The sequence below is a fragment of the Mycolicibacterium neoaurum genome (assembly GCF_036946495.1).
GTDB lineage: Bacteria > Actinomycetota > Actinomycetes > Mycobacteriales > Mycobacteriaceae > Mycobacterium > Mycobacterium neoaurum_B.
Genome location: NZ_JAQIIX010000001.1, coordinates 952412 through 976781, shown reverse-complemented (window position 1 = coordinate 976781; position 24370 = coordinate 952412). Strand labels below are relative to the sequence as shown.

Sequence of the window (24370 nt, the reverse complement as noted above, 5' to 3'; positions counted from 1 at the left end):
TTCTGGGGTGCAAGAGACTAATGAGGCTGGCGTTACGCCTGTGACTCTTGCGGGTGTCAGGTGAAGAATCCACTCGCAGGGGTGCGAGCGAGGTTGAAGGGTGATCGGTCCACCGACGGCGCGCCGGGACAGACCGTCGGGAAGAGCCTGGCCACCAGCCCGGCGACCAAGGCGGCCACCCCGATGCCGCGGACCCGGTTCGGCCAGTGGCTCGGCCGGCCGATGACCTCGTTCCACCTGATCATCGCGGTCGCGGCCATTCTGGTGACACTCGGCCTGATCATGGTGCTCTCGGCCTCCGGGGTGTACTCCTATGACTCCGGTGGGTCGCCATGGACGGTCTTCGCCAAACAGTCGCTGTGGACCGGCGTCGGGCTGATCGCGTTCTACCTGGCGCTGCGGATGCCCGTCTCGCTCATGCGCCGGTTGGCGTTCCCGGCCTTCATCTTCACCATCATCTTGCTGGTCCTAGTGCTCATCCCCGGTATCGGCAAGGTGGCCAACGGTTCTCGCGGCTGGTTCGTCATCGGCGGCTTCAGCATGCAGCCCTCCGAACTGGCCAAGATCGCGTTCGCCATCTGGGGCGCGCATTTGCTCGCGGCGCGGCGCCTTGAGCAAGCGTCGATGCGCGAGATGCTGATCCCGCTGGTCCCTGCCGCCGGTCTGGCGCTGACGTTGATCGTCCTGCAGCCCGACCTCGGGCAGACCGTGACGTTGAGCATCATCCTGCTCGGCCTGCTCTGGTACGCAGGTCTGCCGCTGCGGGTGTTCGCCAGCTCACTCGGGGCGATGGTGGTCGCCGCCGGCGTGCTGGCGGTTTCGGCCGGTTACCGCTCCGACCGCGTGCAGTCCTGGCTCAACCCGGGGGCCGACCCCGGCGGTGCGGGATATCAGGCCAGGCAGGCCCGTTTCGCGCTGGCCAACGGTGGCGTGTTCGGCAACGGACTCGGTCAGGGCACGGCCAAGTACAACTATCTGCCCAACGCGCACAACGACTTCATCTTCGCCATCATCGGCGAGGAACTCGGCTATGTCGGCGCCGCCGGTCTGCTGTGCCTGTTCGGTCTTTTCGCCTACACCGGAATGCGCATCGCACGCCGCTCGGCCGACCCGTTCCTGCGGCTGCTGACGGCCACCGTCACGCTGTGGGTGATCGGTCAGGCCTTCATCAACGTCGGCTACGTCGTCGGACTGCTCCCGGTGACGGGACTGCAGCTGCCGCTGATCTCCGCGGGTGGCACATCGACGGCCACGACGATGCTGATCCTCGGCGTCATCACCAATGCCGCTCGGCACGAACCCGAGGCAGTGGCGGCGTTGCGCGCCGGCCGCGACGATCGGGTCACCCGATTGCTGCGACTCCCGCTGCCCGAACCGTATGTGCCCAGCCGCCTCGAGGTCGCCCGCGACCGGCTGCGCACCAGGGGTAAGCCGGGCAAACCGGGCAAGACCCCCGCCAAGCAGAAGCCGCCCGCCAAGAGCAAGAGCAAGACGGTGGCCAGGAAGCCGCGCCAGACGCCCGCGGTCGATGCCAGGCGTGCGAGCCGTCGCGAGGGCCATCCGGCCGATCGAGCGGCACGGAGCACAGGGCATCATGGAGACGGCCGGCGCGCCTCCCAACGGGGCCGCGCCGAGCCGCGGCAGGCGCGAGGTCAACAGGGCCGAGCCCGCTCATTGGAAGGTCAGCGTTACGGGTGAGCACGTTATCGGTCGTCTTGGCCGGCGGGGGAACGGCAGGTCATGTGGAACCTGCGATGGCCGTGGCCGATGCGTTGACCGAGCTGGACCCGCAGGTCCGGATCACCGCGCTGGGCACCCAACGTGGCCTGGAGACCCGGTTGGTCCCCGAGCGGGGCTATGACCTGGAGCTCATCACCCCGGTGCCGCTGCCGCGCAAACCCTCCGCCGACCTGATGCGGCTGCCGTTGCGGGTGCGCACCGCGGTCCGGCAGACCCGCAGCGTGTTCGACGCCGTCGGGGTCGACGTGGTGATCGGCTTCGGTGGCTATGTCTCGGTGCCTGCCTATCTGGCTGCGCGGCGCGGTCTGCGCCGTCCGTCGGTCCCGGTGGTGATCCACGAGGCCAACGCCAGCGCCGGCTGGGCCAACAAGCTGGGTGCCCGCTCGGCCCGCCGGGTGCTCTCGGCGGTGCCCGACCCTGGCCTCGGCCCCGTGGAGGTGGTGGGCGTCCCGGTCCGGGCCAGCATCACCGCGCTGGACCGTGCGGCCCTGCGCGCGCAGGCCCGCGCCGCCTTCGGTTTCGCCGAGGATTCGCACGTGCTGCTGGTGTTCGGTGGCTCCCAGGGCGCACAGTCCATCAACCGCGCCGTCTCCGGTGCCGCGACCGAGCTTGCGGCCAAGGGCATTTCGGTGCTGCACGCGCATGGTCCGAAGAACACCCTCGATCTGCCGGAGCCGTCCGGGCCGCCCTATGTGGCGGTGCCCTATCTCGATCGGATGGATCTGGCCTATGCCGCTGCCGATCTGGCGATCTGCCGGTCGGGGGCGATGACGGTCGCCGAGGTCAGCGCCGTCGGGTTGCCGGCGGTGTACGTACCGTTGCCGATCGGCAACGGTGAGCAGCGGCTCAACGCCCTTCCGGTGGTCCAGGCCGGTGGTGGGTTGCTCATCGACGATGCCGACCTGTCCCCGCAACTGATCGCCGAGACGGTCATCGGTGTGCTCGGCGACGCATCGCGCCTGCAGCAGATGACCGCCGCCGCCGCGCTGGCCGGCCATCGCGATGCCGCGCGCCGGGTGGCCGAGGTCGCGATCGAGGTGGCCCGGCGCCACCGCTCAGACCGAAAGTCGTTGCGGTGAAGGGCCTGCCGCCGGAGCTGGCCCGGGTGCACATGGTGGGCATCGGCGGTGCCGGGATGTCGGGAATCGCGCGCATCCTGCTCGACCTAGGGGGACAGGTCAGCGGTTCCGATGCCAAGGAATCTCGCGGGATCGCGGCACTGCGGGCCAGGGGAGCGCAGATCCAGATCGGTCACGACGCTGCCGCGCTGGACATGTTGCCCGGCGGGCCCACCGCGGTCGTCACCACCCATGCGGCCATCCCGAAGACCAACCCCGAGCTCGTGGCGGCGCGCCGGCGTGGCATCCCGGTGATCCTGCGGCCGGTGGTCCTTGCCAAGTTGATGGCCGGTGACCGGACCCTGATGGTCGCCGGGACCGCGGGTAAGACCACCACGACCTCGATGCTGATCGTCGCGTTACAGCACAGCGGTTTTGATCCGTCGTTCGCCGTCGGTGGCGATCTGGGCGCGGCGGGCACCAACGCCCACCACGGCAGTGGGCCGTATTTCGTGGCCGAGGCCGATGAGAGCGACGGCTCACTGGTGCAGTACCGGCCCGATATCGCGGTGGTCACCAATATCGAGGCTGACCACCTCGATTTCTTCGGCACCGAGCAGGCCTATGTCGACGTGTTCGACGCGTTCATCGAGCGGCTGCAGCCGGGCGGGGCGCTGGTGGTGTGCGTCGACGATCCCGGTGCTGCGGCGCTCGCGGAACGCACCGAAGCGCTCGGGATCCGGGTGCTGCGCTACGGCAGCTCCGGTGCGGATCTCGCGGGTGCGTTGATCGACTGGGAGCAGCGCGGAACCCGGGCGGTGGCCACCGTGCAGCTGAAGGGGGAAACGGCCCCGCGCACGATGCGGCTGGCCGTGCCCGGCAGGCATATGGCACTCAATGCTCTGGCGGCCTTGCTGGCCGCCGTCGAGGCGGGCGCACCCCCGGATGCGGTGTTGGAGGCATTGGCCGATTTCGAGGGTGTGCGCCGCCGCTTCGAGCTGGTCGGTGTGATGGCCGGCGTCCGGGTTTTCGACGACTATGCCCATCACCCGACGAAGGTGACGGCCGCGCTGACGGCGGTACGCACATTGGCCGCCGAATCCCACGGCCGCGCGATCGTCGTCTTCCAACCCCATCTGTATTCGCGCACACAGACATTCGCCAGAGAGTTCGGTGCGGCCCTGAGCCTGGCCGACGAGGCGTTCGTGCTCGACGTCTATGCCGCCCGCGAGCAGCCGATACCCGGGATCAGCGGGCGCAGCATCGTCGAGCACGTCACGGTTCCGGTGCATTACGTGCCCGATTTCTCCGCGGTGGCCCGTCGGGTCGCCGAGACCGCCCGGCCCGGTGACGTGGTGGTGACCATGGGCGCCGGTGATGTCACCCTGCTGGGCCGCGAGATCCTCGATGCGGTGGGTGGGCGCGCCGATCGGGCGGCGGATCGATGACGGTCCCACCCGAGCCGGGTCCGACCGGAGCGGATCCCGATCCCGATCCGGTACCCGAGCCGACCGCTGAACGGCCTTCGGAGCCCAGTGGGGCCGAGGTGCCCACGACCGAACCCGCTGCCGATCAGGCCGCCGAGCCGGATCTGGAGGGGCCGCGTCGGCGGGCGCGGCGGGAACGCGAGGAACGCCGCGCGGCGCAGGCCAGGGCGATGGCCATCGAGCAGGCCCGCCGGGAGGCCAAACGTCGTGCCCAGGGCCGGACCGAGGAGAAGCCGAAGCAGGCGCCGCGCGGGGTGATCCGAGGTCTGAAGGTGTTGATGTGGACCGCGGTGCTAGCGGTCCTGGTGGTCGGCGTGGGCTTGCTGCTGTACTTCACGCCGATCATGTCCGCGCGCGAGACGGTGGTGACCGGATTGACCGCGCTCAGCGAGGACGAGGTGCGGCAGGTGGCCGCCGTCGGCGAGGGGACACCCTTGCTGCAGATCGACACCGACGCGGTGGCCGAACGGGTGGCCTCGATCCGGCGGGTGGCCAGCGCCCGGGTTCAGCGCGAGTATCCGTCCACGCTGCGCATCACCGTGGAAGAGCGCGTGCCGTTGGTGGTCAAGGACTATCCGGACGGCCCACATCTGTTCGACCGCGACGGTGTGGATTTCGTGACCGCGCCGCCGCCACCGGGGTTGCCCTATATCGACACCGAGACCCCTGGTCCGCGCGATCCGGCCACCCTGGCCGGCCTCGAGGTGCTGACCTCATTGCCTCCGGAGGTGTCCGGGCAGGTCAGCCGGGTGGAGGCACCGTCGGTGGCGGCCATCACGCTGGTTTTGTTCGACGGCCGAAAAGTCGTGTGGGGCACCACCGATCGCACCCAGGAGAAGGCTCTCAAGCTGGCGGCGCTGCTGACCCAGCCGGGCCAGACCTATGACGTGTCCAGCCCGGACCTGCCGACCGTCAAGTAGGTCTGCACCAAATTCGATCGTGTCGCTTCGGCGCGCCTGCGGCCCTACGGTGCCGCGTGACCCTACCGTTCTGTTTGCACGGAACTACTTGACATAACTATAAACCTATGGTTGAGGTTTAGGGTTTCGGGCAGAGCGGCAACACCGAAGACATACTCCAACGGGCAGGCTCCAATGGGCAGGAAAGGCGACCGATGACCCCCCCGCATAACTACCTCGCCGTTATCAAGGTGGTCGGCATCGGCGGCGGCGGCGTCAACGCCGTCAACCGGATGATCGAGCACGGACTCAAGGGCGTTGAGTTCATCGCCATCAACACCGATGCGCAGGCATTGTTGATGAGCGACGCCGACGTCAAACTCGATGTCGGTCGCGACTCCACCCGCGGTCTCGGCGCGGGCGCCGACCCCGAGGTGGGCCGCAAGGCCGCCGAGGACGCCAAGGACGATATCGAGGAACTGCTGCGCGGCGCCGATATGGTGTTCGTGACCGCGGGCGAGGGTGGTGGCACCGGTACCGGCGGCGCCCCCGTCGTGGCGACCATCGCGCGCAAACTCGGTGCGCTGACCGTCGGTGTGGTGACCCGCCCGTTCTCCTTCGAGGGCAAGCGCCGGTCCAACCAGGCCGAGAACGGCATCAACGCGCTGCGCGAGAGCTGCGACACGCTGATCGTCATTCCGAACGACCGGCTGCTGCAGATGGGCGATGCCGCCGTCTCGCTGATGGACGCCTTCCGCAGCGCCGACGAGGTGCTGCTCAACGGTGTTCAGGGCATCACCGATCTGATCACCACCCCCGGCCTGATCAACGTCGACTTCGCCGACGTGAAGGGCGTGATGAGCGGTGCGGGCACCGCGTTGATGGGCATCGGCTCGGCGCGCGGTGACGGCCGCGCGCTCAAGGCCGCCGAGATCGCCATCAATTCGCCGCTGCTGGAAGCCTCCATGGAGGGAGCCCAGGGTGTGCTCCTGTCGGTCGCCGGCGGTAGCGATCTGGGTCTGTTCGAGATCAACGAGGCCGCCTCGCTGGTGCAGGAGGCCGCCCATGCCGAGGCCAACATCATCTTCGGCACCGTCATCGACGATTCGCTCGGTGACGAGGTGCGCGTGACGGTCATTGCGGCCGGTTTCGACAGCACCGGTCCGAGCCGCAAACCCGTTGTCGGCGAAGGTACCTCGGGCGTGGCATCCGGCACGGCCGGCAAGGTCCGCTCCAGCATCTTCGAGCCGGCCGACGCGATGTCGGTGCCGGCGCACACCAACGGCGCGACGGTGAAGATCGGTGGCCCCGATGACGGTGGCATCTCCGATGACGACGTCGACGTGCCGCCGTTCATGCGCCACTGACACCGACGTGCCCGTCCGGGTCCGGCGCGTCACCACCACCCGCGCGGGTGGGGTGTCGAAGCCGCCATTCGACACGTTCAATCTCGGCGACCATGTCGGCGATGATCCGGCCGCGGTGGCGGCCAACCGACGCAGGCTTGCCGATGCACTCGGCCTCGCCGCGGATGCGGTGGTGTGGATGAACCAGGTCCACTCCGATCGTGTCGCCGTGGTGGACGGTCCACAAGGTGCCGCGCTACCCGACACCGACGCGATGGTGACCACCACCCGCGGCTTGGCGTTGGCCGTGATCACTGCCGACTGCGTCCCGGTCCTGCTGGCCGACGCCCGCGCAGGCGTGATCGGCGCGGCCCATGCCGGCCGGGTCGGTGCTCAGCTCGGCATCGTCGAGCGCACCGTGGAGAAGATGGTCGAGCTGGGCGCGCAGGTCGCCGATGTGTCCGTGCTGTTGGGACCGGCGGTCAGCGGCCGCCGATACGAGGTACCCGAGCAGATGGCGGCTGACGTGGAGAAGACGCTGCCGGGCAGCCGGTGCCGGACCGCCCGCGGCACGCCGGGGCTCGATATCAGGGCGGGCCTGGTGGGCCAGCTCCAGCGCCTCGGTGTGACATCGATCGACGTGGATCCGCGCTGCACGGTGGAGGACCGGGCGTTGTTCAGTCATCGCCGCGGCGCCCCGACCGGTCGGCTGGCCTCGCTGGTGTGGATGGAATGAGCGAGCACCGCGATTCGGAGTTGGCCGGCTCACTGGCGGCGGTGCGGGCGCGGTTGGCCCGGGCGGCCGAGGCGGCGGGACGGGGAGTTCACGACGTCGAACTGCTGCCGGTCACCAAGTTCTTCCCGGCCTCCGATGTGGCCATCCTGCATAGGTTGGGGTGTGCCGATTTCGGCGAGTCCCGCGAACAGGAGGCCTCGCGCAAGGTCGCCGATGTGGCCACACAGTTCCCCGGTGAGCAGATTCGTTGGCACATGATCGGTCACATCCAGCGAAACAAGGCCCGCGCGATCGCCCGGTGGGCGCACACCGTGCACTCGGTGGGCAGTGCCCGGGTGATCGCCGCGCTGGGTGGTGGTGCCGAACAGGCGTTGGCCGACGGTCACCGCGCGGCACCGCTGCGGGTCTATCTGCAGGTGAGTCTGGACGGTGACCCCGATCGCGGTGGTGTGGACATCGGCAACCCCGATCTGGTCGACGAGCTCTGTGCCGCAATACATGCCATCGATGCCCTCGAGTTCGCCGGGTTGATGGGGATCCCGCCGCTGGACTGGGATGTCGAGGACGCCTTCGTGAGATTGGCCGCCGAACACGAGCGTGTGCAGCGGTCCTATCGGCACACCTTGGGGCTGTCGGCCGGGATGTCCGGCGATATGGAGATTGCTGTGCGACACGGATCCACGTGTGTGCGTGTCGGAACCGCGTTGATGGGGCAACGTCCTCTAACGTCACCCTGAGTAGTCACTCCAGTCACATCTTCATCACAGACAACACAGACACAAGTCGTTAAAGGGGCAGGCGATGAGCACTCTGCACAAGGTCAAGGCCTACTTCGGTATGGCGCCGATGGATGATTATGACGACGAGTACTACGACGACGAGCGCCCCGCCCGCGGCGGATACCCGCGTCGCGCCGCCGAGGATCGTTTCGACGAGGACGGCTACGGCCGGGAGGGTCGCGACCCGCGTGACGCCCGCGGCTTCGATGACCGCGTCCCGGCCCGCGAGTACGACGACATCCCGGGCGTCTACCGCGGCGGTTACGGTGACGCACCGCGCTTCGAGGGCCGTCTGCGGGCTCCGCGCCCCGAATTCGACCGTCCCGCACCGCGGTTCGCCGCACCGACCCGGGGTGCGAGCGCCCTGGCCATGGAGCCGCGCCGGATGGCCGCGCTCTTCGAGGAAGGCAGTCCGCTGGCCAAGATCACCACGCTGCGTCCGAAGGATTACAGCGAGGCCCGCACCATCGGTGAGCGCTTCCGGGACGGCACCCCGGTGATCATGGACCTGGTGTCGATGGACAACGCCGATGCCAAGCGGCTCGTCGACTTCGCCGCCGGCCTCGCCTTCGCGCTGCGCGGTTCCTTCGACAAGGTGGCGACGAAGGTCTTCCTGCTCTCGCCGGCCGATATCGACGTCAGCGCCGAAGAACGCCGGCGCATCGCCGAGGCGGGGTTCTACGCCTACCAGTAGGACGGGCGCCGGCCCGGCCACTGGGGGCCAGAACCCCAGCCGCAGCGGCAGGTAGGCTGACGTCGAGGGCATGGAGTCCGCTTCTTTGCCCGAATGTCGCTCTACCTGCCCTGCTCATCCGCCGTAGTGAGGTTCGGCTCCCTTGTCGATGGTCTTTCAAATCCTTGGTTTCGCCCTGTTCGTCTTTTGGCTGTTGCTGATCGCGCGGGTCGTGGTGGAGTTCATCCGGTCCTTCAGCCGGGATTGGCATCCGCGCGGTGCGACGGTGGTGATCCTGGAACTCATCCTGACCGTGACCGATCCACCGGTGAAACTGCTGCGCCGGCTCATCCCGCAACTGACGATCGGAGCCGTGCGCTTCGATCTCTCGATCATGGTGTTGTTGCTGGTCGCGTTCATCGGGATGCAGCTGGCCTTCGGGGCGGCGGCCGGCACCGCCTGACCTGTACGGCGGTCATCGGCTGCGGCGTGGGAGATTGAAATTCGCTCTTAATTATGAGGCTCCTGTGCAACCGCCGGGTCAGCTGTGACAGGATGGACGCCAGTTACTTCTACCGACGCTTTACACTTTGAAACCGGTTGACGGTCCAGACTTCAAGGGGGCAGAGAATGCCGCTCACTCCAGCCGACGTTCACAACGTCGCGTTCAGTAAGCCGCCCATCGGCAAACGTGGTTACAACGAGGACGAGGTAGACGCCTTCCTCGATCTGGTCGAGAACGAGCTGACCAGGCTCATCGAGGAGAACGCCGACCTGCGTCAGCGCGTCTCCGAACTCGACTCCGAGCTGGCCGGCGCGCGCGCCGGCGGAGGCGTGGCCGCCACTCAGACGCTGCCGCCCTACCAGGCTCCGCAGCCCGAGCCCGAGCCCGAGCCGGTCTACGAGGCGCCCGCCGCACCGCAGCCGGTGGCGCAGGCCGCCCCGGTGTCGGAGGACCACCACGTCCGCGCGGCCAAGGTGCTCAGCCTGGCCCAGGACACCGCCGATCGCCTCACGAGCACTGCGAAGGCGGAGTCGGACAAGTTGCTCGCCGATGCGCGGGCCCAGGCCGACGCACTGGTCAGCGAGGCGCGCCAGACCGCGGAGACCACGGTCGCCGACGCGCGCGCCAAGGCCGACGCGTTGCTGTCCGATGCGCAGAACCGTTCCGAGACGCAGTTGCGCCAGGCTCAGGAGAAGGCCGACGCCCTGCAGGCCGATGCCGAGCGCAAGCACTCCGAGATCATGGGCACCATCAACCAGCAACGCACCGTGCTGGAAGGTCGCCTCGAGCAGCTGCGCACCTTCGAACGCGAGTACCGGACCCGCCTCAAGACCTACCTGGAATCCCAGCTCGAAGAGCTCGGCCAGCGTGGTTCGGCCGCACCGGTCGATTCCGCGGCCGGCAACGAGGGCGGCGGTTTCAACCAGTTCAATCGCGGCGCGAACTGACCTGGTCGGCACCCACTAGGCTTCGTCGATGCTGATCATTGCGCTGGTTCTGGCTCTTGTCGGCCTCGCGGCCCTGGTGGCCGCGGTCGTCACGAGCAACGAGCTGATCGCCTGGGTGTGTATCGGCGCCAGCGTCATCGGTGTGCTGCTGCTGATCGCCGACGCGTTGCGCGCGCGGCGCGGCGGTACCGATGACGGCGCCGATCACTCCGATGGCGCAGATGATCAGGACACCGTCGTGGCCGGCGAGCCGGTGCCCGATCATGTCGAGGATTACCCGGAAGACGAGGCCACCGTGACCGAGCCAGAGTCCGATCCCGCGGCCGAGTCCGATCCCGAGATCGCCGGTGTCACCGACACCGACGCGACGGGCGACACCGACTCGAAGAAGGACACGGATACCGACGACGACGCCGGCGGCGCGGTCGACATCTCGCCCGATCCGGAGGCTTCTTCCAAGGGCTGACCGGCGGGGCCGGCGGGTTTACTCGCGATCCCCACCGGGTACCCACACGCCCGTGATGTCAACGGACGGGCACATCCTGTGAGCATCGAGTTCGACAGTGTCGTCCCGCATCGGATCGACGACGTCTTCGCGTGGCACGCCCGCCCCGGTGCGATGCGGCGGCTGGTTCCGCCGTGGCAACCGATGACCGTTGTCGCCGAGACCGAGTCGCTTGCCGACGGCAAGGCCGTATTGGGTCTGCCCGGCGGGCTGCGCTGGGTGGCTCAGCATCAGGCCGACGACTACGACCCGCCGCGCCGGTTCGTCGATGTATTGTCCAGCGACGGTCCGATCACGTGGCCGGTACGCGCCGTCGGAACGTGGCGCCACACCCACGATTTCGTCGAAGAAGGCTCCGGTACCCGGGTCTGCGATCACGTCGAGACGGTGGTTCCCGCCGCCGCGCTGCGCCCCATGTTCGTCTACCGGCACACCCAGCTGGCCGAGGATCTGGCCGCCCACCGGGATGCCGCCGCGGCCGGGCTGACACCGCTGACCATTGCCGTCACGGGTTCCTCCGGGCTGGTCGGTACGGCGTTGAGCGCCTTTCTGAGCAGCGGTGGACATCGCATCATCCGGTTGGTGCGCGGAGCTGCCGCCAATGCCGATGAACGACAGTGGAACCCGGACCAGCCGGCGGCGGATCTGCTGGCCGGCGTCGACGCGGTCATCCACCTGGCGGGCGCCTCGATCGCCGGCCGTTTCACCGATGCGCACCGTCGCGCCATCCGGGACAGCCGCATCGGCCCGACCCGCGCGCTGGCCCAGTTGGCCGCCGCGACCGAGAACGGACCACGAACGCTGGTGAGCGCATCGGCCGTCGGTTTCTACGGTTATGAGCGCGGGGACTCGCTGTTGACCGAGGACGCTTCCCGCGGTGACGGTTTCCTGGCCGATGTGGTGGCCGACTGGGAGGCCGCGACCGCACCGGCCGCCGACGCAGGCATCAGGGTCGTCAACGTGCGCACCGGGGTGGTGCAATCGGCCAACGGCGGCACGCTGCGGCTGATGCGGCCGCTGTTCGCGGCGGGTCTGGGCGGGCGACTGGGCAGCGGGAGGCAGTGGTTGGCTTGGATCGGGCTGGATGACCTGCTCGACATTTACCACCGCGCGCTGTACGACGCAGAACTCAGCGGCCCCGTGAACGCGGTGGCACCGGATCCGGTGCGCAACAACGAATACACCGCTGCACTCGGCCGGGTTCTGCATCGGCCGACCCTGCTGCCGGTGCCCTCGTTCGGACCCAAGCTACTACTGGGCGCGCAGGGCGCCCGCGAACTCGCCGAGGCCGATCAGCGGGTGGTGCCCGCCAAGCTGGAGGCACGTGGACATCGGTTCCGCCGGCCCACCGTGGACGCCGCGCTGGCTCACGAACTGGGGCACGGCTGACGCGCGGTATAGGCCAGGAACCCGTTCACCAGGTGTTGGAGGCGTCGAGCCGCGTCCTCGTGCATATCCCTGGTGCGCGCGCGTAATTCGTCATGACTCACGCCGAGCTGTCCGGCCTCACCGGCATCGCGGTCATCGTCGAGCCAGACCTCCAGCAGCTGCGGGTCCAGCTCGGGGTGGAACTGCAGCCCGACGGTGCGTCCCAGCGCGAACGCCTGCAATGTCGTTGCGGTTCTGGCGATCTCGACCGCGCCGGGCGGTAACGTGAATCGGTCGAAATGCCACTCGAACCATGGGCCGGGCGGGATCAGCTCGGGACGAGCCGAATCGACGTCATACCAACCGATCTCGGGTAATGCCGAGCGCTCGACCGTGCCGCCGAAGGCCTGGGCGAGCAACTGCCCGCCGAAGCAGACACCCAGCGTCGGGATCCCCGCCGCGGCCGCGGTGCGCACCAGCTCGGTCTGCGCGCCGACCCAGGTGGACTTGAGCGCGTCGTCGTATACCGGCCATCGCGCACCGAGGGGAACGATGACGTCATAGTGGGTCGGGTCGGGGAAGGTGACATCGATCGCGGGGGAGTCGGCCCGGTCGGCGGGCACGACCGTAAAGGTCGACACATCGAATCCGGCGTCGGCGAAGGCGTTTCCCAGCATCGCCTCGGTGGCGATGGGATCGTTGTAGAGGAAGAGGACGGTGGGTGCCACACCGAGAATCTACTCGTCATCGTGTCATTCGGTAGCGCCGCTCAGGCCGTCCCGACCCGTACTGCAGGCGTAGTTCCACCACACCGGTACTCAAATAGTGCTCCAGGTAACGCCGTGCACTCACCCGGGAGATTCCGACCAGGTCGGCACACTCGGCAGCAGACACCTCGCCGGCACCACGCACGGCGTCGAGCACCAGCCGTCCGGTCTCGGCGCCCAGACCCTTCGGCAGCACGTCGGGCGCCTCCGCCGCAGCGGTGCCGCCGAACAGTGCGTCGACCATGTTCTGGTCCACGCCACCGTCGGCGGCCAGTGCATCGGCACGGGCCGCGAAGGCCATCAGCTTGGCGCGCAGCTGATCGAACTCGAAGGGTTTGATCAGATAGTCGGCGGCGCCGCCATCGAGCGCGCCGCGCACGGTGTCCAGTTCCCTGGCGGCGGTGATCATGATGACCCCGACGTGATCACCGTCGGCCCGCAGCCGGCTCAACACCTCCAGCCCGGTCATATCCGGCAGGTAGACGTCCAGCAGGATCAGCGCCGGGTGCAGCTCGGCCGCCATCGTCAGCGCCTCGGCACCGCTGCTGGCCACCGCGACGGGGCGGTACCCGTCGATGCGTTCGACGAACCGGCGGTGGATATCGGCGACCATGAAATCGTCGTCGACGATCAGCACGTCACGCACCGGGCACTCCCGTCGCTTCGCTTGCCTGTGTCTTCTTCCCCGTCGCTTCGCTTGCCTGTGCCGGCAGGCGCACCACGAACGACGCGCCACCACCCTCGGCATCACCGATCTCGGCGTGCCCGCCGTGCTGGGCGGTCACCAGTCGCACCAAAGCCAGCCCGATACCGCGCTGCTCGGCCGGTCCGCCCGCGGTCTTGGAGGTGACTCCGCGGGCGAAGATCTCTTCCCGAAGCGCCTGCGGCACACCGGGACCGGTATCGCTGACGCTGATGACCAGCCCATCGCGGTCCTCGATCCGCACGGTGACCCTGGCGGGATCCGACCCCACCGACGCCTCGACGGCATTGTCGATCAGGTTGCCGAGGACCGTGATGACATCGGTGGCCAATGCCGGTGTGAGCGCGCCGAGGCGGCTGGCGGGATCGAGGTGCAGCAGCACCCCGCTCTCGGCGGCCAAGGACGTCTTCGCGATCAGCAGGGCTGCCACCGCGGGATCGGAAACCCGCTGTGTCACGGCGTCGTTGATCTCGGCTCGGCGGCGGGTCAGCGTGCCGACCAGATCGTGCACGGCATCGAACTCGCCCAGTTGGACCAGGCCGGAAATGGTGTGGAGTTGGTTGGCGAACTCGTGGGTCTGAGCCCGCAGGGTGTCGGTGACGCTGCGGTGTGAGGACAACTGCGCCTGCAGGGCAGCCAGTTCGGTGCTGTCACGCATGGTGGTGACCGTACCCAGGCTGCGCCCCTGGCTCAGGGCGGTGCTGCGATTGAGAGCCAGGATGCGGCTGCCGGTCGCGATCACCACGTCATGTTCGTCGGCGTGTTCGCCGGAGCCGGACAGCAGGAATTCCACCACCGCCGGTTCCAGGCCCCCCTCGTCAGCGCGCCTGCCGACCGCGTCGGGGCCGATACCGAGCAGTCGTTGAGCGCTGTCGTTGACGACGGTGATGATGCCGTCGGTGTTGACCGCCACCACCCCCTCACGAATGCTGTGCAGCAGGGCTTCCCGGTGGTCGGCCAGCCCGGCGATCTCGGCGATCTCCAACCCGCGGGTGTGCCGCTTGATCCGCCGGGACAGCAGCCAGGACGCGGCAAGGCCCAATGCTGCGCCCAGACCCAGGTAGATGAGCAACCGTTCGCCCGCACCGCTGAGCAGTTCCCATGTCGACGGGTACCCCTCGCTGACCGATGCCACGGCCAGCACCTCGCCATCGGTGGACAGGATGGGCACCTGCCCGACCAGACTGTGTGCGCCCCCGACATTCTCGTCGCCGAACCAGGCGCGCCCCTCGTCGGCGCGGCTTGGTCCCAGGTCGGTGGGTGCGCCGATCCGCGACGGGTCCGAGGACACCCGCACGGTGCCGTCCGGCCCGAGGATCTCGGCGAGGTCGGCCCCGGAGAGGGCGACCGCCCGGTCCACCTCCGGCGCCAGGATGCGTGCGGCGAACGGATCGTCATAACGTTCGCGGACGATCGGGGTCGATGCCATGTTCTCGGCCACCGCGATCATTCGCTGACCTCGCACCTCGCGGAACTCGCTGGTCGACTGCGCGACCGAGACCGCGGCCACGGCGACGAGGACGACAGCCACGACGACAAGTTGAAATGCCAGGAACTGACCACCGAGGCTGCGTCCCCAACTCGTGTTCTTAATGACCACAACTTCCTTTGCGTTCATATGAGTGACCTGAGTCACCAGCACGGTCCAGTATTGCTGAGCATCACAATTGATTGGGGTCGATATGTACGTAGGGCAGTCGGGTGGCCGGCGGATCACGGTCTCGTTGGTCATCGCACTGGTCGCCGCGCTTGTGCTCTCGGCCTGCGGGGTCACCCGCGGCGATGAGTCCGGGTTGCATCGGTTGCGGATGATGGTGCCGAACAGTCCCGGTGGCGGTTACGACCTGACGGCGCGTACCGCGGTCAAGATCATGGAAGACGACAAGATCACCGGCCGGGTCGAGGTGTTCAACGTGATCGGTGCCGGTGGCACCGTCGCGATGGCACGGCTGATGAACGAACGCGGCAACGGCGATCTGATGATGATGATGGGCCTCGGAGTGGTCGGTGCGGTGTTCACCAACGGATCCACCGCCCGCGCCTCGGATGCCACGGCGCTGGCGAAGGTCGTCGAGGAGCAGGAGGGCATCCTGGTCCCTGCCGATTCCCCGTACCGCACCGTGCAGGATTTCGTCGACGCCTGGAAGGCCGATCCGGCCAAGGTCACCGTCGGTGGTGGGTCCAACCCCGGTGGTCCCGACCACCTGTTCCCGATGGAGACCGCGAAGGCCGTCGGTGTCGACCCGACCAAGGTGAACTTCATCTCCTACGACGGCGGTGGCGATCTGCTGACTGCCCTGCTGGGCAACAAGATTGCGGCGGGCACCTCGGGTCTCGGCGAATACGTCGACCAGATCGAAGCCGGCCAGGTCCGGGTTCTTGCGGTATCCGGCAGTGAGCGCGTCGAGGGTATCGACGCTCCGACGCTGCAGGAGTCCGGTATCGATCTGACGTTCACCAACTGGCGCGGAATCCTTGCCCCGCCGGGGATCTCGGATGAGGACCGCGACGCAATGGTGAAGGTTCTGGAAGAGCTGCACGCAACCGATGCATGGAAGGAAGCGCTGGTGAAGAACGGATGGACGGATGCGTTCCTGACCGGTCCGGCATTCGAGGAGTTCCTCGCCGAACAGGATCGTCGGGTCGAGACGACACTGACCGATCTGGGGCTGGTGTGAGTACCGAGGTGCGGGTCGAGAAGGTGCGGCCGGATTACGCGCAGTACGTCGTCTGTGCGGTGATGGTCGCCGTCGGCGCCTTCCTCATCTACGACGCGCTGTCCATGCCCGGAGGCTATGCCGAGGTCGATCCCATCGGACCGCGGTTCTTCCCGATCCTGATCGGCGCCGGTCTGTTGGTGATGGCCGTCGTCCTGGCCATCGCGATCCCGCGCGGGTCGCGCGGTGAGGCCGATGCCGGCGAGGACATCGATCCGGACATGCCGAGTGACTGGCGCACCGTGGGACTGCTCATCGGGCTGTTCATCATGCTGATCGTCCTGGTCAACCCGCTGGGCTGGGCGATCACCAGCGCGCTGTTCTTCGCAGGCTGCGCCACCGTGCTGGGCAGCCGCCACTACGTCCGCAATATCGCAATCGGCGTCGTGCTGGCGCTGGTGAGTTTCTATGCGTTCTACTCCGGGCTCGGAATCCCGCTGCCCGCAGGCATATTGGATGGGATCCTGTAGATGGAGAATTTCAACTGGCTCCTGCAGGGGTTCGCCGAGGCGGCCACCCCGATGAATCTGCTGTACGCCGCGATCGGCGTGCTGCTGGGCACCGCGGTCGGCGTGCTGCCGGGTATCGGTCCGGCAATGACGGTGGCCCTGCTGCTGCCGATCACCTATAACGTCAGTCCCAGTGCGGCTTTCATCATGTTCGCCGGCATCTTTTATGGCGGCATGTACGGCGGGTCGACGACGTCCATCCTGCTGAACACCCCCGGTGAATCCTCGTCGGTGATCACCGCGATCGAGGGCAACAAGATGGCCAAGGCCGGCCGTGCCGCACAAGCGCTGGCCACCGCCGCCATCGGGTCATTCGTGGCCGGTGCGATCGGCACCGTGCTGCTGGCCGCCTTCGCGCCCGTGGTGTCCCGGTTCGCCGTCACCCTCGGTGCGCCCTCGTATCTGGCGATCATGTTGTTCGCACTCGTCGCGGTCACCGCGGTGCTGGGCTCATCGAAACTGCGCGGTCTGATCTCGCTGCTGCTCGGTCTTGCGATCGGCATCGTCGGTATCGACTCGCTGACCGGGCAGAACCGGGCCACGTTCGGAGTGCCGCTGCTGGCCGATGGTATCGACATCGTCGTCATCGCCGTCGCGGTCTTCGCTGTCGGCGAGGCGCTCTGGGTGTGTGCCCATCTTCGCCGGCGGCCGGCGGATGTCATTCCGGTCGGGCGGCCCTGGATGGGTAAGAGCGACTGGAAGCGGTCCTGGAAGCCGTGGCTGCGCGGTACCGCGTACGGTTTCCCCTTCGGTGCGCTGCCCGCCGGTGGTGCGGAACTACCGACCTTCCTGAGCTACATCACCGAGAAGAAGCTGAGCAAGCATCCCGAGGAGTTCGGCAAGGGGGCCATCGAGGGTGTCGCCGGTCCGGAAGCGGCCAACAACGCCTCTGCCGCAGGCACTCTGGTGCCGATGCTGTCGCTGGGCCTGCCGACCAATGCCACCGCCGCCGTCATGCTGACCGCCTTTGTCTCCTACGGTATCCAGCCCGGTCCGACGCTGTTCGACAAGGAACCGCTGCTGATCTGGACGCTGATCGCCAGCCTGTTCATCGGCAACCTCATGCTGCTGGCGCTGAACCTTCCGTTGGCGCCGCTGTGGGCCAAGCTGCTGCGCACCCCGCGTCCCTACCTGTACGCAGGCATCCTGTTCTTCGCTGCGCTCGGCGCCTTCGCGGTGAACCTGCAGCCGCTGGATCTGTTGCTGCTGCTGATCTTCGGGATGATGGGCCTGATGATGCGTCGATTCGGACTTCCGGTGCTGCCGTTGATCATCGGTGTGATCCTCGGCCCGCGGATCGAGCGACAGCTGCGGCAGAGCCTTCAGCTCGGTGGCGGAGACTGGAGCAGCCTGTTCACCGAGCCGGTCGCGATCGTCACCTACGTCCTGATGGCGTTGCTGCTGCTGGCTCCGCTGGTGCTACGGCTGTTCAACCGGAGCGAGGAGAGCCTGTTGATCGTCGAGGATGACAAGGACCAGAAGACCAAGGCGGGCCAGCTGTGATAGTCATCGGTTACACCGCAGATCCCTTCGGGCACGCGGCGCTGGAGCAGGGTATCGCCGAGGCGAACCTGCGCAAGACCAGCCTATTGGTGATCAACTCGACATCGGGTGAATCCTATGTGGATTCGCGATTCGCCGGCGGCGCCGAGGTGCGCGATGTCCAGGCCCGACTCGCCGAATGTGGTGTGGAATACGAGCTGCGCCAGCCCGTCGGGGTGGACGCGGTCGACGAGCTGCTGACCGCGATGGATGCCCCGGACGCCGAATTACTGGTCGTCGGGATCCGGCATCGCAGCCCGGTGGGCAAGTTGCTGCTCGGCAGCGTCGCCCAGAAGCTCATCCTGGAGTGCCCGAAACCGGTGCTGGCGGTCAAGCCCGCGGAGTGACGCGTCGGTCATCCCGAATCATCTTGCTGCCCAGGTTGTTCTGGCCGTTCTTCCGGGTGGCTGAGGAGTTCTTCGGGGTGGAAGTGGTGGTTGATGGTGTCTTGGCCGGTGTCCAGTAGTGGTGGTGGGTGCCAGTGGACGCGGCCGGTGGTGGGGTCGATTTTTGTGGTCCAGCCCAGTTCGGCGAGGCGGTTGTCCGGTGGGCAGCCCAGACCGAGGGTGGGGGCGTCGGTGTGTCCGCCGCGGGCCCAGCTGGGTTCGGCGTGATGTGCTTGGCAGCGGTTGGCGCAGTGGGTGCAGCCGGGGCGGGTGCAGCCGCGGTCGCGGTTGTAGAGCAGTAGGCGTTGGGCTTTGGTGGCTAGGCGTTTGGTGCGGCCCAGGTAGAGCGGTTCGGCGGTGTGGTGGCGGTAGATCACCAGGTAGTGGTGGGCGTGTTCGGCCAGTCGAATCAGGTCGGGCATGGGCATGAGGGTGCCGGTGCCGGTGACCGCGATGCCGGCGGCGGTTTCGAGTTCGGCCAGGGTGGTCGAGACCACGACGGTGACCGGTAGCCCGTTGTGCTGGCCGAGCCTCTTGGACATCAGGGTGTCGCGCAGGATGGCTTTGAGGGCGTCGTGTTGGCGTTGGGCAGCGGTGCGGGTGTCGCGGACAGCTGTCGGGTCGGTCGGCGGCGGCAGGGTCGGTGCCGGGGTGGCCGCGGCCGCGGTGGCGGATTCGACGGCGGTGATGCGGTCGGCGAGTTCGTCCAGAGTGGTGGGCAGCGGCGGTTGTTCCCACAGCGCGGACTGATCCTGCGGCGGCGTCGCCGAGTCGGGCTGGGCGGCAGCATCTTTGGTCTTCGAATCGGATCCCGCCTGCGGCGAGGCATCTCGGTCGGGGTTGGTCGGTGATTCGGGGTCTTCGGGATTGTTCATTCCTGGCCGGGCCCACGCATCGAAGGCGGTCCCCAGATAGGCGGCCAGCTCGGGATCGACCCAACCGCTGATATGGGTGAGCCCGTCGGCATCTTGCTTGCCGACGGTGATGCCGCGTTTGTGGCGGGCGATATCAGGGCCCAGACCGTCCTGGTTCATGACATAGAGGGCTCGTATCGCGGCCTCGTGCACGGTCTCGGGTGCGCTGACCCTGGCCACCGGGACCAGGATCTCCTCCAGCTTCGCGCACCGGGCGGCATCGACCAATTTGGCAGCCATCCGCACCGCGTCGGCGATCACCGCTACATGGCCTTCGCCGATGTCGCCGTCGGCCAGGGCCTGGGCGCACAGCGGCAGCGCGGGATCGAGCAGTACCCCGGTCACACACTGCCTGGGGGCCAGTTGTTCGGCGCGGCGCACCCGGGTCGCGGCCTCGCGGGCCGACAGGCGCATCCGGGTGACCAGGACATCGGCCCAGGATTTTGCGCCGATCTCATGTGCGGTGCTGCGTCGCATGAGCGCCGCCTGGATGCGGGCATCGATCACGGCATCGGCGCGGGCGCGTTGTTCGCGTTCGGACTGCAACGCCAACAACTCCGCGGTGTCGAACACCGAGAAATCGGCATCCAACAGCGCTTTGACCGACGCGGCGCGATCGGAGAGGGCGTGCTGCACCGACTCCCGACTGGCCGCCGCATCCGATCTCATGACTCGAACATACGTTCGGCCACCGACAAAACGGGTCGTGAAGTGACACCAGAGACAGAAGTGAGCAAAGAAAATTCTGAGGTCTGAGGGCCCGGCCAAACGTGCTGTTGGAGACCCTTTGTCCGCAACCGCGGTAAACGCGGCCGCCTCTTATCGACCACCGTCTACTGTTCGAGCGGATACCGACGCACCGAAAGGCCCGAAGGATGACTGACACCGATCTGGTCGGGCACGTCGCCGCGGCCGGTGCCTCCGTGGAACAGGCGGTTGCCGCGTTCATGCTGCACCCGCAGACCTACGCCGAGAGCGTCGTGGCGGGCTATCAGAATCCGCTCGCCGGGTACGTCGCCGGCCGCGGGGGAGTTCTCGGGGACGCCACCGGAGCGACCGTCGCTGCGGCCTTCGCCGTGTTCGAACCCACCGGCTTGGCCGCCCTGTGGGAGCAGGGCATCGCCGTGCGTGGTGCCGCCGGCGCGGCCGAGGTGTACTGGCAACAGGCCGCCGAGTTCGGCCGCCGATATCTGGCCGCAGCGCAGGGGCTCGACCGTATCGCCGATCTGGGGGAGCGGCTGATCGCCGTCGCGCCCACCTCCTCGGTCCCGCTGTTCGCCGGCTGGAAGGCCATGCCGCTGGCCGACGACGCACCCGCCCGTGCGCTCCAGGTCATGTTCGTGCTGCGAGAACTGCGAGCCGGACTGCACTTCAACGCCCTCAGCCTGTCCGGGATCAGTCCCATCGAGGCGCACATGCTGAACAAGGGGCCGCGATACGCGGCAATGTTCGGCTGGCCCGAACCGTTCGCCGACGGTGCCGACAAGAAGGACCGTTATATCGAGGTCGAGAATGCGACCAATCGCCGGATGGCCGAACTCGTCGGTATCGCATGGGAATCGGCGGAGATCGCTGATTTCGCCACGCTGACTGCGGCCGCGTTGACCACGCTCAAGCAGAACGCGCCGCGGTGACACTCTTCGGCTGGCTAACCTGACGTATGCCCGCGGACATCGCGATCCAGTTCTTTCTGCAACTCGCCGTCATCCTGGCCGCCTGCCGGGTGGCCGGAATCGTCGCCGGACGATTGGGTCAGCCGCCCGTCGTCGGTGAGATGATCGCCGGCGTGGTCCTCGGGCCGTCTCTGCTCGGCCGCATCGCCCCCGACCTGCAGGCCGGACTGTTCCCCTCGGGGACGTCGAACATCGTGCTGTACACCACCGCGCAGGTCGGCCTGGTGCTCTACATGTTTGTCATCGGCATGAACTTCGATGTCGATCACGTCCGGCAACGGGCCGGTACCGCCGCGGCGGTCTCGGCCACCGGGACCATCGCACCGCTGATCATCGGCGCGCTTGCGGCGATCCCGCTGCTCGGCGGCGGCGAGTTCTTCGGCGAAGGCGTGAACCTGGGCATGGCGATGATGTTCCTCGGCGCCTCCATCGCCATCACCGCCTTCCCCATGCTCGCCCGGATCATCTTCGAAAAGGGTTTGACCGGAACCTCTTTGGGCACGCTTGCACTGGCCTGCGGCGCCACCTCCGATGCCATCTCCTGGTGCATCCTGGCCGTCGTACTGGCTGTCTACAAGAACAGTCCGATGCTCGCCGTCGTCGCCATCGGCGGTGGCGTGCTCTACACCGTGGTGGTGCTGACCATCGGCAAGCGCGCCCTCGTCCCGATGGGCGTCAAGGCCGAGCAGCAGCAGGCCATCAGCGGATCGATGCTCAGTACGGTCCTGATCCTGCTGATGGCATCCGCCTGGCTCACCGACACCATCGGCATCTACGCGATATTCGGTGCCTTCATCCTGGGGATCGCGATGCCGTCCGGATACTTCGCCGGCCGGCTCACCGACAAGATCGAACCCCTGACCACCAAGCTGCTGTTGCCGCTGTTCTTCGTCTATTCCGGGCTCAACACCCAGATCGGGCTGGTCAACACGCCCCGGCTCTGGGCCATCACCGCGGGACTGCTCGTCGTCGCCATCGTCGGCAAGGGAGTCGCGTGCGCGGTCGCGGCGCGGCTCAGCCGCGTGCCGATACGGGAATCGGTGGCGCTGGGGGCCCTGATGAACGCCCGCGGGCTGATCGAACTCATCCTGCTCAACATCGGTCTCCAAGCCGGCATCATCACGCCCACTCTGTTCACCATCCTCGTCATGGTCGCGGTCATCACCACGTTGATGACCTCCCCGATCTTCGAGCGCGTCTACGGACGACACCGACAGGCGGCCGAGATTTCCCAGTAACCGTCGAGTCCCGGGCGCGATGGGTATGTTGAAATTCATGCGCCCTGAACTGGCCCACCTCGACGCGCGGACGCGAGCAGCTCTTGCGCGCAAGATCAAAAACCAGCTACCCGCGGCCAACGGCCCCTCGGCCGAGCATGACCACGATGTCGTCATCATCGGCGGCGGTGTCGCCGCGATGGGTCTGGCCCTGCAGTTGCGGGACAAACGTCCCGACATCCGAGTGCTCATCATCGAGCCGAAGAGCTATCCGCTGGCCGAGATCACCCATACCGTCGGGGAATCCACCGTGGAGATCTCGGCGCACTATCTGCGCGAGACACTCGGCCTCGGCGATCACCTGAGCTCGGCCCAGCTGCGCAAGATGGGCCTGCGGATGTTCTTCTCCGATGGTGCCAACACCGATATCGCGAGCCGGATGGAGCTCGGCGGTTCCTCCTTCGTGCCGCAGGTGACCTATCAGATCGACCGTGGGCGGTTGGAGAACGAACTACACCGCCGGTGTCTGGCGGCAGGTGTCGAAATACGCTGTGGGCGAGTGCGTTCCGTCGAGCTTGCGGCCGACCCCAGTATCGTCGGCTATCAGACCGAGACCGCCGCGGAAGAGGTCACCGCCCGCTGGGTGATCGACGGCTCCGGGCGCAACCGCACGTTGCCGCGGCAGCTGGACCTCAAGCTCACCAACGAGCACCATTGCAACGCCGCATGGTTGCGGGTCGCCACCGAGATCGATATCAACACCTGGAGTGACGACCCGGGCTACCACTCTCGACTCGTCGAGGGTGACCGTGCCATGTCCACCAACCACCTTATGGGGGAAGGCTATTGGGTGTGGCTGATCCGACTGGGATCCGGCGCGACCAGCGTCGGGATTGTCGCCGACCCGGCGCTGCACCCTTTCGACGGGTTCAACACCCTGGCCAAAGCCAAGGCATGGCTCAGTGAGCACGAACCCCAGTGTGCGGCGGTGCTCGCCGAGCACGACGATCAGATCATGGACTTCCGGGTGATGAAGAAGTACAGCCACGGGGTCAGCAAGGTCTATGACGGCGCGCAGCGCTGGGGACTGACCGGTGATGCGGGCATCTTTCTCGACCCGCTGTACTCCTCGGGCCTCGACCTCGTCGCCATCGGCAACGGGCTGATCACCGACCTGATCCATCGCGAAATGGCCGGTGAGGACGTCACGGCCCGGGCGACGGTCAGCGACACGTTGTTCCGGTCGCTGACCGAAATGTGGCTGGCGATCTACCAGGATCAGTACGCGGTGATGGGCACCCCGGCCGTGATGTCGGCGAAGGTGATCTGGGATATCGGGTTCTACTGGGGATTCATCGGCCTGCTCTACATGAACGATCGCTATGTGCGATTGACCGACGATCCGGAATTCGTCCCGCAGCTCGACGGATTGATCGCCCTGAGCAACCGCATGCAGCAGTTCTTCCGGGAGTGGTCAGCGGTGGAGGATTCCGGGCCGACGGTGCCGTTCCTGGACCTGTATGCGCCGCTGAACTTCATGGTGACGCTGCACCACGCGATGATGGAAGCGCGCCCGGATTTCGACACCCAATTCACGACCAACGCCCGCCTGCTGCGCCAGATCGCCGGACAACTCGTGGAGACGGTGCTCGCGGCCAAGTCGACCGCGTTCGACGACGACCGGGTGATGCGCCAAGTCCAGGAGTGGCAGCGCGACGGGCTTTTACGCGAGCTCCGCAACATCTATCGCCGCGAGCAGGGCACCGATCCGATCATCGGTGAGTGGATCCTCACTCGCTCGCCGGCCCTGCAGGCAGGCTGATCACCATGGACGCCGGTACCTGAAAGGAAACGGGGTACCCATCCAACCCCGTCGCGGCTACGAATGCAGTCAAGCCG

At 67.3% G+C, this 24370-nt stretch carries 23 protein-coding genes; 19 read left to right on the top strand and 4 right to left on the bottom strand.

Going from position 1 to position 24370, the window contains the following annotated elements; all coding sequences use genetic code 11:
* Nucleotides 1-183: 183 nt before the first annotated feature.
* The 12 genes from ftsW (at nucleotide 184) to PGN27_RS04500 (ending at nucleotide 12064) form a co-directional block, all read left to right on the top strand.
* Nucleotides 184-1698, top strand: coding sequence for a putative lipid II flippase FtsW (ftsW, locus tag PGN27_RS04555; protein WP_418888552.1), 1515 nt, complete (start codon nucleotides 184-186; stop codon nucleotides 1696-1698).
* 56 nt (nucleotides 1699-1754) lie between these two features.
* A complete protein-coding gene (gene murG, locus PGN27_RS04550; protein ID WP_418888551.1) occupies nucleotides 1755-2819 on the top strand; it encodes an undecaprenyldiphospho-muramoylpentapeptide beta-N-acetylglucosaminyltransferase in 1065 nt (354 codons plus the stop codon).
* Nucleotides 2820-2851: 32 nt separating this feature from the next.
* Entirely contained in the window at nucleotides 2852-4246 is a 1395-nt protein-coding gene (gene murC / locus PGN27_RS04545; RefSeq protein WP_335325230.1) for a UDP-N-acetylmuramate--L-alanine ligase, read from the top strand.
* Nucleotides 4243-5205 (top strand): cell division protein FtsQ/DivIB, encoded by a 963-nt coding sequence (locus PGN27_RS04540; RefSeq protein WP_335325020.1) that lies wholly within the window; start codon nucleotides 4243-4245, stop codon nucleotides 5203-5205. Before murC ends, PGN27_RS04540 begins: the two co-directional genes overlap by 4 nt.
* Before the next feature lie 194 nt (nucleotides 5206-5399).
* Nucleotides 5400-6551 (top strand): cell division protein FtsZ, encoded by a 1152-nt coding sequence (ftsZ, locus tag PGN27_RS04535; protein WP_023985968.1) that lies wholly within the window; start codon nucleotides 5400-5402, stop codon nucleotides 6549-6551.
* The gene (pgeF, locus tag PGN27_RS04530; RefSeq protein WP_418888528.1) at nucleotides 6514-7266 is read left to right on the top strand and encodes a peptidoglycan editing factor PgeF; all 753 of its coding nucleotides are present in this window, start codon (nucleotides 6514-6516) and stop codon (nucleotides 7264-7266) included. The genes ftsZ and pgeF overlap by 38 nt, the downstream gene beginning before the upstream one ends.
* Complete coding sequence (locus PGN27_RS04525) at nucleotides 7263-8003, top strand: YggS family pyridoxal phosphate-dependent enzyme (RefSeq protein WP_335325018.1); 741 nt, start codon at nucleotides 7263-7265, stop codon at nucleotides 8001-8003. Before pgeF ends, PGN27_RS04525 begins: the two co-directional genes overlap by 4 nt.
* Before the next feature lie 64 nt (nucleotides 8004-8067).
* Nucleotides 8068-8739, top strand: coding sequence for a cell division protein SepF (locus PGN27_RS04520; protein WP_335325017.1), 672 nt, complete (start codon nucleotides 8068-8070; stop codon nucleotides 8737-8739).
* A 142-nt stretch (nucleotides 8740-8881) separates the two neighbouring features.
* Complete coding sequence (locus tag PGN27_RS04515) at nucleotides 8882-9181, top strand: YggT family protein (RefSeq protein ID WP_023985967.1); 300 nt, start codon at nucleotides 8882-8884, stop codon at nucleotides 9179-9181.
* Between the two features lie 167 nt (nucleotides 9182-9348).
* On the top strand, nucleotides 9349-10170 hold the full coding sequence (wag31, locus tag PGN27_RS04510; RefSeq protein WP_030136393.1) for a DivIVA-like cell division protein Wag31: 822 nt from the start codon (nucleotides 9349-9351) through the stop codon (nucleotides 10168-10170).
* 28 nt (nucleotides 10171-10198) lie between these two features.
* Nucleotides 10199-10636, top strand: coding sequence for a hypothetical protein (locus tag PGN27_RS04505; protein WP_335325016.1), 438 nt, complete (start codon nucleotides 10199-10201; stop codon nucleotides 10634-10636).
* A 78-nt stretch (nucleotides 10637-10714) separates the two neighbouring features.
* Nucleotides 10715-12064: a TIGR01777 family oxidoreductase gene (locus PGN27_RS04500; RefSeq protein WP_335325015.1), complete on the top strand. Its 1350-nt coding sequence runs from the start codon at nucleotides 10715-10717 to the stop codon at nucleotides 12062-12064.
* On the opposite strand, the gene PGN27_RS04495 is transcribed toward PGN27_RS04500, so the two are convergent.
* The 3 genes from PGN27_RS04495 to PGN27_RS04485 are packed head-to-tail and all read right to left on the bottom strand — an operon-like array spanning nucleotide 12043 to nucleotide 15131.
* Complete coding sequence (locus PGN27_RS04495) at nucleotides 12043-12771, bottom strand: type 1 glutamine amidotransferase (RefSeq protein ID WP_335325014.1); 729 nt, start codon at nucleotides 12769-12771, stop codon at nucleotides 12043-12045. The two genes, PGN27_RS04500 and PGN27_RS04495, sit on opposite strands and share 22 nt — an antisense overlap.
* A gap of 16 nt (nucleotides 12772-12787) precedes the next feature.
* Nucleotides 12788-13456: a response regulator gene (locus tag PGN27_RS04490; RefSeq protein WP_335325013.1), complete on the bottom strand. Its 669-nt coding sequence runs from the start codon at nucleotides 13454-13456 to the stop codon at nucleotides 12788-12790.
* Complete coding sequence (locus tag PGN27_RS04485; RefSeq protein ID WP_335325012.1) at nucleotides 13449-15131, bottom strand: sensor histidine kinase; 1683 nt, start codon at nucleotides 15129-15131, stop codon at nucleotides 13449-13451. The genes PGN27_RS04490 and PGN27_RS04485 overlap by 8 nt, the downstream gene beginning before the upstream one ends.
* A 64-nt stretch (nucleotides 15132-15195) precedes the next feature.
* Between PGN27_RS04485 and PGN27_RS04480 the strand changes: the two genes are divergently transcribed.
* The 4 genes from PGN27_RS04480 to PGN27_RS04465 are packed head-to-tail and all read left to right on the top strand — an operon-like array spanning nucleotide 15196 to nucleotide 18628.
* Nucleotides 15196-16191, top strand: a complete 996-nt coding sequence (locus PGN27_RS04480) for a Bug family tripartite tricarboxylate transporter substrate binding protein (RefSeq protein ID WP_335325011.1) — start codon at nucleotides 15196-15198, stop codon at nucleotides 16189-16191.
* Complete coding sequence (locus PGN27_RS04475; RefSeq protein WP_335325010.1) at nucleotides 16188-16700, top strand: tripartite tricarboxylate transporter TctB family protein; 513 nt, start codon at nucleotides 16188-16190, stop codon at nucleotides 16698-16700. Before PGN27_RS04480 ends, PGN27_RS04475 begins: the two co-directional genes overlap by 4 nt.
* Complete coding sequence (locus tag PGN27_RS04470; protein ID WP_335325009.1) at nucleotides 16701-18242, top strand: tripartite tricarboxylate transporter permease; 1542 nt, start codon at nucleotides 16701-16703, stop codon at nucleotides 18240-18242.
* Nucleotides 18239-18628, top strand: a complete 390-nt coding sequence (locus PGN27_RS04465; protein WP_335325008.1) for a universal stress protein — start codon at nucleotides 18239-18241, stop codon at nucleotides 18626-18628. The genes PGN27_RS04470 and PGN27_RS04465 overlap by 4 nt, the downstream gene beginning before the upstream one ends.
* 8 nt (nucleotides 18629-18636) lie before the next feature.
* On the opposite strand, the gene PGN27_RS04460 is transcribed toward PGN27_RS04465, so the two are convergent.
* Nucleotides 18637-20250 (bottom strand): HNH endonuclease signature motif containing protein, encoded by a 1614-nt coding sequence (locus PGN27_RS04460; protein ID WP_335325007.1) that lies wholly within the window; start codon nucleotides 20248-20250, stop codon nucleotides 18637-18639.
* A gap of 206 nt (nucleotides 20251-20456) precedes the next feature.
* On the opposite strand from PGN27_RS04460, the gene PGN27_RS04455 reads away from it, so the two are divergent.
* Genes PGN27_RS04455 through PGN27_RS04445 form a run of 3 tightly spaced genes read left to right on the top strand, consistent with a single transcriptional unit; the run spans nucleotide 20457 to nucleotide 24293 of the window.
* A complete protein-coding gene (locus PGN27_RS04455; protein ID WP_335325006.1) occupies nucleotides 20457-21215 on the top strand; it encodes an SCO6745 family protein in 759 nt (252 codons plus the stop codon).
* A 26-nt stretch (nucleotides 21216-21241) separates the two neighbouring features.
* Nucleotides 21242-22492 carry a cation:proton antiporter domain-containing protein gene (locus PGN27_RS04450; protein ID WP_335325005.1) on the top strand — a complete coding sequence of 417 codons (1251 nt, stop codon included), beginning with the start codon at nucleotides 21242-21244 and terminating at the stop codon, nucleotides 22490-22492.
* A 37-nt stretch (nucleotides 22493-22529) separates the two neighbouring features.
* The gene (locus PGN27_RS04445; RefSeq protein WP_335325004.1) at nucleotides 22530-24293 is read left to right on the top strand and encodes an NAD(P)/FAD-dependent oxidoreductase; all 1764 of its coding nucleotides are present in this window, start codon (nucleotides 22530-22532) and stop codon (nucleotides 24291-24293) included.
* The last annotated feature ends 77 nt before the right edge of the window (nucleotides 24294-24370 follow it).

Excerpts from the sequence above, each read along its gene's own strand:
- ftsW (WP_418888552.1), top strand. The coding sequence starts at position 184 with ATGCCGCGGACCCGGTTCGGCCAGTGGCTCGGCCGGCCGATGACCTCG.
- murG (WP_418888551.1), top strand. The coding sequence starts at position 1,755 with ATGGCCGTGGCCGATGCGTTGACCGAGCTGGACCCGCAGGTCCGGATC.
- murC (WP_335325230.1), top strand. The coding sequence starts at position 2,852 with ATGGTGGGCATCGGCGGTGCCGGGATGTCGGGAATCGCGCGCATCCTG.
- PGN27_RS04540 (WP_335325020.1), top strand. The coding sequence starts at position 4,243 with ATGACGGTCCCACCCGAGCCGGGTCCGACCGGAGCGGATCCCGATCCC.
- ftsZ (WP_023985968.1), top strand. The coding sequence starts at position 5,400 with ATGACCCCCCCGCATAACTACCTCGCCGTTATCAAGGTGGTCGGCATC.
- pgeF (WP_418888528.1), top strand. The coding sequence starts at position 6,514 with ATGACGACGTCGACGTGCCGCCGTTCATGCGCCACTGACACCGACGTG.
- PGN27_RS04525 (WP_335325018.1), top strand. The coding sequence starts at position 7,263 with ATGAGCGAGCACCGCGATTCGGAGTTGGCCGGCTCACTGGCGGCGGTG.
- PGN27_RS04520 (WP_335325017.1), top strand. The coding sequence starts at position 8,068 with ATGAGCACTCTGCACAAGGTCAAGGCCTACTTCGGTATGGCGCCGATG.
- wag31 (WP_030136393.1), top strand. The coding sequence starts at position 9,349 with ATGCCGCTCACTCCAGCCGACGTTCACAACGTCGCGTTCAGTAAGCCG.
- PGN27_RS04505 (WP_335325016.1), top strand. The coding sequence starts at position 10,199 with ATGCTGATCATTGCGCTGGTTCTGGCTCTTGTCGGCCTCGCGGCCCTG.
- PGN27_RS04485 (WP_335325012.1), bottom strand. The coding sequence starts at position 15,131 with ATGAACGCAAAGGAAGTTGTGGTCATTAAGAACACGAGTTGGGGACGC.
- PGN27_RS04480 (WP_335325011.1), top strand. The coding sequence starts at position 15,196 with ATGTACGTAGGGCAGTCGGGTGGCCGGCGGATCACGGTCTCGTTGGTC.
- PGN27_RS04470 (WP_335325009.1), top strand. The coding sequence starts at position 16,701 with ATGGAGAATTTCAACTGGCTCCTGCAGGGGTTCGCCGAGGCGGCCACC.
- PGN27_RS04460 (WP_335325007.1), bottom strand. The coding sequence starts at position 20,250 with ATGAGATCGGATGCGGCGGCCAGTCGGGAGTCGGTGCAGCACGCCCTC.
- PGN27_RS04455 (WP_335325006.1), top strand. The coding sequence starts at position 20,457 with ATGACTGACACCGATCTGGTCGGGCACGTCGCCGCGGCCGGTGCCTCC.
- PGN27_RS04450 (WP_335325005.1), top strand. The coding sequence starts at position 21,242 with ATGCCCGCGGACATCGCGATCCAGTTCTTTCTGCAACTCGCCGTCATC.
- PGN27_RS04445 (WP_335325004.1), top strand. The coding sequence starts at position 22,530 with ATGCGCCCTGAACTGGCCCACCTCGACGCGCGGACGCGAGCAGCTCTT.